The 9,491-nt window shown below is 31.5% G+C and carries 10 protein-coding genes and 1 pseudogene; 6 read left to right on the top strand and 5 right to left on the bottom strand.

Annotated features, from left to right (window positions below; genetic code table 11):
• The 4 genes and pseudogenes from CD127_RS08745 to CD127_RS08730 all read right to left on the bottom strand — a co-directional run.
• Nucleotides 1–340, bottom strand: a pseudogene (locus tag CD127_RS08745) (peptidylprolyl isomerase); the annotation flags it as partial.
• Between the two features lie 158 nt (nucleotides 341–498).
• On the bottom strand, nucleotides 499–1,056 hold the full coding sequence (locus tag CD127_RS08740; protein ID WP_103298737.1) for a DUF3267 domain-containing protein: 558 nt from the start codon (nucleotides 1,054–1,056) through the stop codon (nucleotides 499–501).
• 214 nt (nucleotides 1,057–1,270) lie between these two features.
• Entirely contained in the window at nucleotides 1,271–1,648 is a 378-nt protein-coding gene (locus CD127_RS08735) for a YtxH domain-containing protein (protein ID WP_103298738.1), read from the bottom strand.
• A 137-nt stretch (nucleotides 1,649–1,785) separates the two neighbouring features.
• Complete coding sequence (locus CD127_RS08730) at nucleotides 1,786–2,211, bottom strand: HIT family protein (RefSeq protein ID WP_103366429.1); 426 nt, start codon at nucleotides 2,209–2,211, stop codon at nucleotides 1,786–1,788.
• Nucleotides 2,212–2,343: 132 nt separating this feature from the next.
• On the opposite strand from CD127_RS08730, the gene ecsA reads away from it, so the two are divergent.
• Entirely contained in the window at nucleotides 2,344–3,081 is a 738-nt protein-coding gene (gene ecsA, locus CD127_RS08725) for an ABC transporter ATP-binding protein EcsA (protein WP_103298740.1), read from the top strand.
• Nucleotides 3,078–4,301, top strand: a complete 1,224-nt coding sequence (gene ecsB, locus CD127_RS08720) for an ABC transporter permease EcsB (RefSeq protein ID WP_103366428.1) — start codon at nucleotides 3,078–3,080, stop codon at nucleotides 4,299–4,301. The genes ecsA and ecsB overlap by 4 nt, the downstream gene beginning before the upstream one ends.
• Before the next feature lie 72 nt (nucleotides 4,302–4,373).
• Here the strand turns inward: ecsB and CD127_RS08715 are convergent, their stop codons facing one another.
• Nucleotides 4,374–4,874, bottom strand: coding sequence for an antibiotic biosynthesis monooxygenase (locus tag CD127_RS08715; protein WP_103298742.1), 501 nt, complete (start codon nucleotides 4,872–4,874; stop codon nucleotides 4,374–4,376).
• 282 nt (nucleotides 4,875–5,156) lie between these two features.
• Here CD127_RS08715 and hemE point away from each other — a divergent pair, with 282 nt between their 5' ends.
• The 4 genes from hemE to CD127_RS08695 all read left to right on the top strand — a co-directional run bounded on the left by hemE (nucleotide 5,157) and on the right by CD127_RS08695 (nucleotide 9,257).
• The gene (gene hemE, locus CD127_RS08710; RefSeq protein ID WP_103366427.1) at nucleotides 5,157–6,194 is read left to right on the top strand and encodes a uroporphyrinogen decarboxylase; all 1,038 of its coding nucleotides are present in this window, start codon (nucleotides 5,157–5,159) and stop codon (nucleotides 6,192–6,194) included.
• Between the two features lie 46 nt (nucleotides 6,195–6,240).
• Nucleotides 6,241–7,164 carry a ferrochelatase gene (gene hemH / locus CD127_RS08705; protein WP_103366426.1) on the top strand — a complete coding sequence of 308 codons (924 nt, stop codon included), beginning with the start codon at nucleotides 6,241–6,243 and terminating at the stop codon, nucleotides 7,162–7,164.
• Nucleotides 7,165–7,182: 18 nt separating this feature from the next.
• Entirely contained in the window at nucleotides 7,183–8,577 is a 1,395-nt protein-coding gene (gene hemY / locus CD127_RS08700; protein ID WP_103366425.1) for a protoporphyrinogen oxidase, read from the top strand.
• A gap of 119 nt (nucleotides 8,578–8,696) precedes the next feature.
• Nucleotides 8,697–9,257 carry an RBBP9/YdeN family alpha/beta hydrolase gene (locus CD127_RS08695; protein ID WP_103366424.1) on the top strand — a complete coding sequence of 187 codons (561 nt, stop codon included), beginning with the start codon at nucleotides 8,697–8,699 and terminating at the stop codon, nucleotides 9,255–9,257.
• Nucleotides 9,258–9,491: the final 234 nt, after the last annotated feature.

Below are 9,491 nucleotides of genomic sequence, written 5' to 3'. Positions count from 1 at the left end.
CTTTATAATCATCTAAAGTCATGCCTTGTTGTTTAAGCATACTTTCAAATTGATCTTTACCGCCATATTGTTTTTGTTCTTTTTTAATATCATTGTCAATATCTTTAGTATCGACTTGATCTTTATATTTGTCAGCTAAAATTTTATTTAATGCAATGCTAAATGAAGTACTTGCGATTTGATCATCGCCAATTTTATTCATTACATCTTTAACTTTAACATCTCCAGCTTTTGAAGAAATAAGTGTGTTACTTTCCGAGTCAGTAGAATGATTACCACAAGCACCTAAAAGTAAGGCACTTGCTGTTACCGGAACAATTAGTTTATTCATAATTTTCATAGTTGATAGCTCCTTTTACATTAATAACAACGTAACTATAACATATTCTAAGCGCTTCACCAATTAGAAACCGGCGCAATACTACCAAAGTCGTAGTTCTGATAGGACTTAAGAATTAAAAAAGCCAACAAAGTTCAATAACTCTGTTGGCCTTTATATTAATATGTTGAATGATAGGGAACTTTATTTAAAATACTAATGCCTGTTTGGTGTTCTTCAATAAACTGTCCTTCATTTGAAAAAATGATGACTTTCAAATATAAGAAGTCCATAACTGAAATACCTAAATTTAACGCTAATAAGAACATAAAGTAATGTCCAAATTCAGGAAAACGGGTAGTTAAAAATATTAAAATACTTGTAATAGTTAAAAAAGGCATAACTAGATTTATGCAAAAATAAATTTTGTGTACAGGTGTGCTGACATAAGTATTGAAATACGGTAAATAACGTTTTTTATTTAATTTATGTGCTCTAAAAGACTTTAAATAAGGTAAAAAGAATAACAAATGAATAGATTTATGGATAGGATACATCATAACTACAAAAAATAATAAAATTAAAAAATATCTATCTGATAACGGTGTATCCACAAAGTAATACATAATTTCATAGCTTACGAAAAATGCAATAACAGTCGTTACAAAGCTAAGAAATGCTATTCTTGGTACCCCAAAACGAGCGTGAATATCGATTTGTTGTTTACATAGAAACATATTTCCACCTCTTAATAGGTCATATATACGCTAAGTATTATCTAACTTACCATGGATAAAATCAAGACAATATTTACACTGAATAAATCACAATAAAGAAGAGGGGGGATGAATCGCTTCTCTAAACTTAGATTAGTAAAAAAATTCTTATATAAAAAAAGTAAACCAGAAATCTATAAATTTCTGGTTTACTCTTCAATAAATTACAGCAATATTATTTTTTATCTTTTGAAAATGTATTGCTGATTTCTTCACCACGATTTTGAAGATTTTCAATATGTGATTTTAATTTTTCAATATTAGGATTGATATCTGATTTAAAGTCACCAATTAAGGCTTTAAATTCATCACCAATCTCGCTACCATATTCAACGCCGTCATTTTTAACTTGTTTACTATAATCAACGATATTATGGAAGCTGCGTTTAATTGATTCAATTTCGCGTTCTAATTCTGAGCGAGCACCAGTTGGCACTTTAGCACCATTAGTATCGCCTTCGATTACACCACGGTCATCACGGTTCATCCATGAAACAGCGACACCAGCTGCTACGCCAACACCAATACCAAATAATACGCGTGTTACTTTCATATTATATTCTCCTCACTTAATATGTCGTCATTTTAATAAGTTCAAAATTAAATTATCTGTTCAATATCTTAAATTTAATTTTTTTAAAAACTCAATTTAATTCTATATTACCCTTTAAAGACATACAATATGCAGAATTATTCAAATTGAGCTTTAATCTGCTCTGCAATTTCTTTTTTCATGTTATCGTCAATTTCATCTTCATGCGTATTCCATTTATAACCGAAGCCATCGATATCATTTTCATAGCGTGGTAAGAAATGGAAATGAAGATGGAATACAGATTGATCAGCAAACTCACCATTATTTTGAATAATGTTTAGACCATCAGGGTTAAATGCTTTTTTAATAGCATTTGCCACTTTAGGAATTGCAGCACCAATATGTTTCATTGTTTCTTCATCTGTTTCAAAAATATTTGGAGAAGCTTTTTTAGGAATTAATAACGTATGACCTTTTGTAACTTGTGAAATATCTAAAAACGCATATACATAATCATTTTCATACACTTTATAACTTGGAATTTCACCAGTTAAAATTTTACCAAATACTGTTTCTGCCATTTGAATACACTCCTTATGCCTTATTTTATTCAATATTATATCATTCCTGTATTAAAATTTCGTTAGTAAGGCATAGCTAACTTTAGTAGTTAGAGAATGATTTTGGTACAATGTAAGTCATGGAGGTGCCTTATGACAGTAAAAGTTGAACATCTTACAGGAGGTTACGGCAAACGTCCTGTAATTGAAGATATTAATTTTGAATTAAAAGAGGGAGAAATCGTAGGCTTAATAGGGCTTAATGGTGCAGGTAAAAGTACGACGATTAAGCATATGTTGGGATTGTTAACGCCTATGGAAGGTACGCTCTCTATTTCCGATACAAATATAACAGATGATATTGAAGTTTATCGTAGAAAATTATCATATATTCCAGAATCACCAGTGATTTATGAAGAATTAACACTAGAAGAACATATTGCTATGACGGCAATGGCGTATCAAATTAGTGAAGAAGAAGCTATGAAACGTGCTCGTCCGTTACTTAAAACGTTTAGGTTAGAAAATGAACTTAAAGTATTCCCGAGTCACTTTTCAAAAGGGATGAAACAAAAAGTAATGATTATTTGTGCCTTTATTGTTAATCCTGAATTATATATTATCGATGAACCATTCTTAGGGCTCGATCCTTTAGGTATTCAATCTATGCTTGATTTAATGGTTGAGAAGAAGAATGAAGGGCGTACAGTGTTGATGAGTACGCATATTCTCGCTACGGCAGAACGTTATTGTGACCGCTTCATTATTCTTGATAAAGGTAAAGTTGTAGGTTTTGGAGATTTAGACCAACTTCGTGAGCAAACAGGCTTACATCACCATACACTTGATGACATTTATATTCATGTCACACAAGGTGGTCAACATACATGAATAAATCAGCGATAGCATTATTTCAACAGCGTCATAAAGCGATTCGTAAGGAAAAAAGCTATTATAATAAATTTATATTTAATGGGCATTTTTCAGTATTCTTACTAATCCTACTCGGCGCGTTCATCCTTGGCTATGGCCAATGGTTAAAACATATACCAACGCACATCGATTACGCTTTGTTCGCGAGTCTTGTTTTAGCAATCACATCTATATTTCCAATTAGAACGTTTTTAAAGGATGCTGACCGAATATTCCTGTTACCGTTTGAGAAACACATGAAAGAATATATGAATTTAAGCTTAAGATATAGCTATTTCAACCGCATCATCATGCAAATCGTTTTATTAATCGTACTATTTCCATTATTTTATAAACTCAATCATGGGTTAAGCTTAGGCTATATACTCTTTATAGTTTTAGTGCTTATCCATCCGTTTCTCGGCTTACTATTAAGATGGAAATGGTACCAATCGCATTTATCAAGTTGGTCGCTAAATATCATCCTATTTGTACTTAATGGATTAGCATATTATCTTGTGCTAGGCCCTCAAATGTACTGGGGAATTATTTTCACAATTATCTTGTTGCTAGCGATTTTCTTACTTCCGAAAATGAAGCACAGCTACCTATTCCCGTGGGAACGTATGGTATTAATTGAAGAACGTCATCATACGAATTACTATAAATTCGTTAATATGTTTACTGACGTTAAGCATTTAAAAGAAACAGCAGTAAGAAGACAATATTTAGATTTCTTATTACCAACGCCTAAAGGACAACGTTTTAATTCAAAAAATATGTATTTATATTTATTTACGCGTAGTTTTGTGAGGGGAAGAGATGCATTTACAATCATCTTAAGATTAGTTGTGATTGCGCTTATCTTAATGATTTGGTTATCATTCCCAATTGTCACTGTAATAATTGGAAGTCTATTTATGTATATTATCTTATTGCAAATGTCACAATTCTATACACAACAAGCGTATGGATTATGGCCTCAAGTTTGGCCGGTATCAGATGCAGAAGTGATTAAAGGATATGAGAAATTCTTATATCGATTAATGATAATTATTGGAGTTATTTTCTCTATTACATTTATCATTATTTATCCGCAATACTTTATCTTTGCGATTGTCTTCTTTATAGTAGGCTGGCTTACAATTCGAAGTATAATCAAAAAATTACAATATCAGGAATCTTTATTAAAAGATTAAATTTAAAAAGGTTGTCTTAAGTTAATGAGAACTAAATCTCAATTAACTAAGACAACCTTTATTTAGTTAAAACTAATCTTTAATTGGATATAAATATCTTTCAAAATAACTAGAATGTTGTGCACTTGAACCAAAGTAGCGTCTTAACGCTTCTTTTGAAAAGTAATCTTTAAACGTTTCAGAATCTTTAAAGTCTTGATATGTTTGACGATTAGCAAAGCCAAAGTACACTTTATAAGTTGTGCCTTCCTCAGGTTTTAAGAAGCGGTAACTTTTAAAACCAGCGAAATTTTCTAATTTTAAATCTAAGTTTTCAAGTTTTTTCTCTAATTGATATGAATGATCATCTGAAGTTGGAATAAATAACGCTGAATAAAAATGATCATTGCTTAATTCATTGATTTCAACGACTGTGTCATAAACAGTAGGATGCTTTAAAATTGATTTGTCTTCTGTTTCTTCAATAATGACAGAAGAGTCATCTGTAGAAAACAAGAATAAATTTCTTTCTGGGTTATTTAATCGAATTTGATTTAAATAACCATAAGTCCCATAAGTAGTATATATTTTCATGATTCATACCTCCCTTATTGCTTATATTATACGATTAAACAGGTATCGTTGCTATATCAATTATTTATATAATTTAATTATTTTAAAGTTAGAATAGACCTTATGAATGATAGTTTTGTTTTTATAAAATAGTTTATAATTACTGTTAAAAGTAATTTTATATTCATTGAATATATATACTAAAGTGCTATGTCATTTTTATGACATTTAATGTAGTATAAACGATAAAATAAACGTGATATGATATTATAGATAAGAATGATTTTAATTTAGGAGGATATTATGGTGCATAATAAAAATAATACGATTTTACAAACAATAAAAGGTGAACAGACATCCCATACACCTGTATGGTTTATGCGCCAAGCTGGAAGATCTCAACCAGAATATCGCAAATTGAAAGAGAAATACTCATTATTTGAGATTACACACCAACCAGAATTATGTGCTTATGTAACACATTTACCAGTAGACAACTACAATACGGATGCAGCCGTCCTATATAAAGATATTATGACACCACTTAAACCAATAGGGGTGGATGTGGAAATAAAATCAGGGATTGGTCCAGTTATTCATAATCCAATTAAATCAGTTAAAGATGTAGAAAAACTTACGCAAATAGATCCTAAAAGAGATGTACCTTATGTATTAGAAACGATTAAGATTCTTACACAAGAGAAATTAAATGTGCCATTAATCGGTTTTACTGGTGCACCATTTACATTGGCTTCATATATGATAGAAGGCGGCCCTTCTAAGAATTATAATTTTACGAAAGCCATGATGTATGGGGATGAAGAAACATGGTTTGCGTTAATGAATCATCTTGTAGAAATTTCTATTGATTACGTGGCAGCTCAAGTTGAAGCAGGCGCTGAATTGATTCAAATCTTTGATTCATGGGTAGGCGCGCTTAACGTTCAAGATTATCGCTATTATATTAAACCTTCTATGGAACAATTGATTAGTGGTATTAAATCACGTTATGATGTGCCGGTTATTCTATTCGGTGTTGGAGCAAGTCACTTAATTAACGAATGGAACGATTTACCAATTGATGTTTTAGGTTTAGATTGGCGTACATCAATCACACAAGCGAATCAATTAGGTGTTAATAAAACACTTCAAGGTAATTTAGATCCATCTTTATTACTAGCCCCTTGGGATGTTCTTGAGAAAAGAATCAAATCAATTCTTGACGAAGGATTAGAAAGAGGCAAACATATCTTTAATTTGGGACATGGTGTTTTTCCAGAAGTTCAACCAGATACACTTAAACGTGTGACACAATTTGTACATGACTACACACAAAAATAATAACTGTTAATAAAGAAATTTATTATTAAAGGGAAGGTTTTATATAATGACTAAAACAGTAGGTTTATTAGTTATGGCGTATGGCACACCATATAAAGAAAGTGATATTGAGCCATATTATACAGACATTAGACATGGTAAAAGACCATCTGAAGAAGAACTTCAAGATTTAAAAAATCGCTATGAATTTATTGGAGGACTTTCTCCATTAGCAGGTACAACTGATCGTCAAGCTGAAGCATTAAGAGATGCCTTAAATGAAGCATATGAAGATGTGGAATTTAAATTATATTTAGGATTAAAACACATTTCTCCTTATATTGAAGAAGCAGTTGAAAAAATGAATAAAGATGGTATTGAAGAAGCGGTAACTGTAGTACTAGCGCCTCATTATTCAAGCTTCTCAGTTGGTTCTTATAATACACGTGCCAAAGAAGAAGCGGATAAATTCGGTATTAAACTTTATCACGTTGAACATTATTACCAACAACCTAAATTCATTGAATATTGGACTAATAAAATTAATGAAACGTTAGAACAAATTCCTAGTGAAGAACATGATGAAACAGTGTTAGTTGTATCTGCACATAGTTTACCTAAGGGTCTTATTGAAAGAAACAACGATCCTTATCCTAATGAACTACAAGATACAATGAAACGCTTAGAATCTTCATCTAATATCTTACATGTGGCACAAGGCTGGCAATCTGAAGGAAATACAGGCACACCGTGGTTAGGGCCTGACGTTCAAGATTTAACACGTACACTATACAACGAACATCACTATAAAAACTTTATCTATACGCCAGTTGGTTTCGTATGTGAACATTTAGAAGTTTTATATGATAACGATTATGAATGTAAAGTTGTCTGTGAAGAAATAGGCGCAAATTATTACCGCCCAGCGATGCCAGACACTCATCCGTTATTTATTGGTGCAATCGTTGATGAAGTAAAAACAGTTTTTTAATAAAGGAAGGGACTCATAGTGAGTAAAAAAGTTGCAATTATAGGTGCTGGAATTACTGGATTAGCTAGCGCATATTATTTTAAACATTATAAACCAGAGATGGATGTAACTATTTTTGAAGCAACTCAAAGACCTGGTGGTAAAATTCAAACTTATCGTAAAGATGGCTATACTATTGAACTTGGGCCAGAGTCTTATTTAGGTCGTAAGACGATTATGACTGATATTGCTAAAGATATCGGTTTAGAAGATGATTTAATCACTAATCAAACAGGTCAATCATACATTTTTGCGAAGAATAAACTTTATCCTATTCCTGGTGGCTCAATCATGGGCATTCCAACAGATATTAAACCATTCCTTAAAACACGATTAATTTCTCCAATTGGAAAGTTAAGAGCAGGTTTAGATTTATTTAAGTCTCCAATTCAAATGGAAGATGATATTTCAGTAGGTGAATTCTTTAGACATCGCTTAGGAAATGAAATTCTTGAAAATCTAATTGAACCACTTATGGGTGGAATTTATGGTACAGACATAGATCATTTAAGTCTAATGAGTACGTTTCCTAATTTTAAAGAGAAAGAAGAAGAATTCGGCAGTTTAATTAAAGGAATGCAACATGAGAAGGCGGAGCGCATCAAGCAACGTCAATTATATCCAGGTGCACCTAAAGGCCAATTTAAGCAATTTAGACATGGATTAAGCTCATTTATTGAAGCATTAGAACAAGATGTCACTTCTAAAGGCGTAACAATTCGTTACAATACGCCTGTCGAAGATATAAAAATTCATGAAGATAATTATGAGATTATTACCAATAGTGGAAGCGAACAATTTGACGGTCTCTTAGTCACAACACCTCATCAAACTTTCATGAAATGGTTTAATCACGATCAAGCATTTAACTACTTTAACTCAATGGATTCAACTACGGTAGCGACTGTTGTATTCGCATTTGATGAAAAGAATATTGAGAATACGTATGACGGCACAGGATTTGTAATCGCACGAACAAGTAATACCGATATTACTGCTTGCACATGGACGACAAAAAAATGGCCATTTACGACGCCAGAAGGCAAAGTATTAATACGTGCGTATGTTGGTAAACCTGGTGATACCGTAGTAGATGATCATACAGATGAAGAAATAGCAATGATTGCTCGCCGTGATTTAAATAAAATGATGACATTCAAAGGCGATCCAGATTTTACTATTGTTAATCGTTTGCCGAAAAGTATGCCACAATACCACATCGGTCATATTAAACAAATACGTGAAATTCAAAATCACGTGAAAGCCACTTATAAAGGTTTACGAATTACTGGCGCACCTTTTGAAGCAGTTGGACTACCTGATTGTATCCAACAAGGGAAAAATGCAGTTGAAGAACTTATAGATGAATTATAAATGTAAAATAGTTGAACACTTTTTAGAGAATTAAACCTTCTCTTTAAAGTGTTTTATTTTAAGGTATGTTTAAATAAGGTTAAGTTAAATCAATCAATTATTTAATAGGAGGATTAACGATGACGAATGTAATTATTGTTCACTCATGTTTAGGGGATTCTCACAATCATTGGTATGAATGGCTACAACATAATTTGAAATTAGAAGGATATAATGTTCATCTATTTCATATAGATAAAGATAATGAACATAATATTCAACAATGGGTTAAAGAAATGAATAAGCAAATCAAAATTCCTAGCCCAGATACATATTTTGTTACACATGGATTTGGCTCAATAGCAGCATTGAAGTATATTGAAGATTTAAATGTTGAAAAACCATTAGAAGGATTTTTCAGTATAGCTGGTTTCAAAGAAGATGCTGAAGATATAGACGAGAATATTAACATCGATCCAATAGATATTGATTATTCTACAATTAAAAATAAAGTAAAACATTTTTATGGATTAGCTTCTAAAACGGATGAATACGTTTCATATAAAGAAACGGAGAAATTACTTGAAACATTAGGCGGCCATATGAGAATCGTAGAAGAGGGCGGTCATTTTCTTGAAGAAGAAGGATTTGTTTCTTTTACTGAACTACAAGAAAGAATGCAAACCTATATGACTAGATAATTTAGAGTGGTTATTAATTAAATAGGGAACCTACATCATCGTTTTGCCTTATCTATAATCATTATAAGAAAGGTTAAACGATGATTTTTATAAGGAAAAGTAGCATTTTATCGAGCTTTAATAGTGGAATTAATATCCAATTCGTATATTTAATTAAAATTTTCTAAGTGTAGCGTTTTTTTACACAAAATACTTTGTAATTGTTATTGACTATAAAGTTCATAGTATATATAC

Source organism: Staphylococcus petrasii, from assembly GCF_002902565.1.
GTDB lineage: Bacteria > Bacillota > Bacilli > Staphylococcales > Staphylococcaceae > Staphylococcus > Staphylococcus petrasii.
This window is presented reverse-complemented; position numbering and strand designations above follow the sequence as displayed.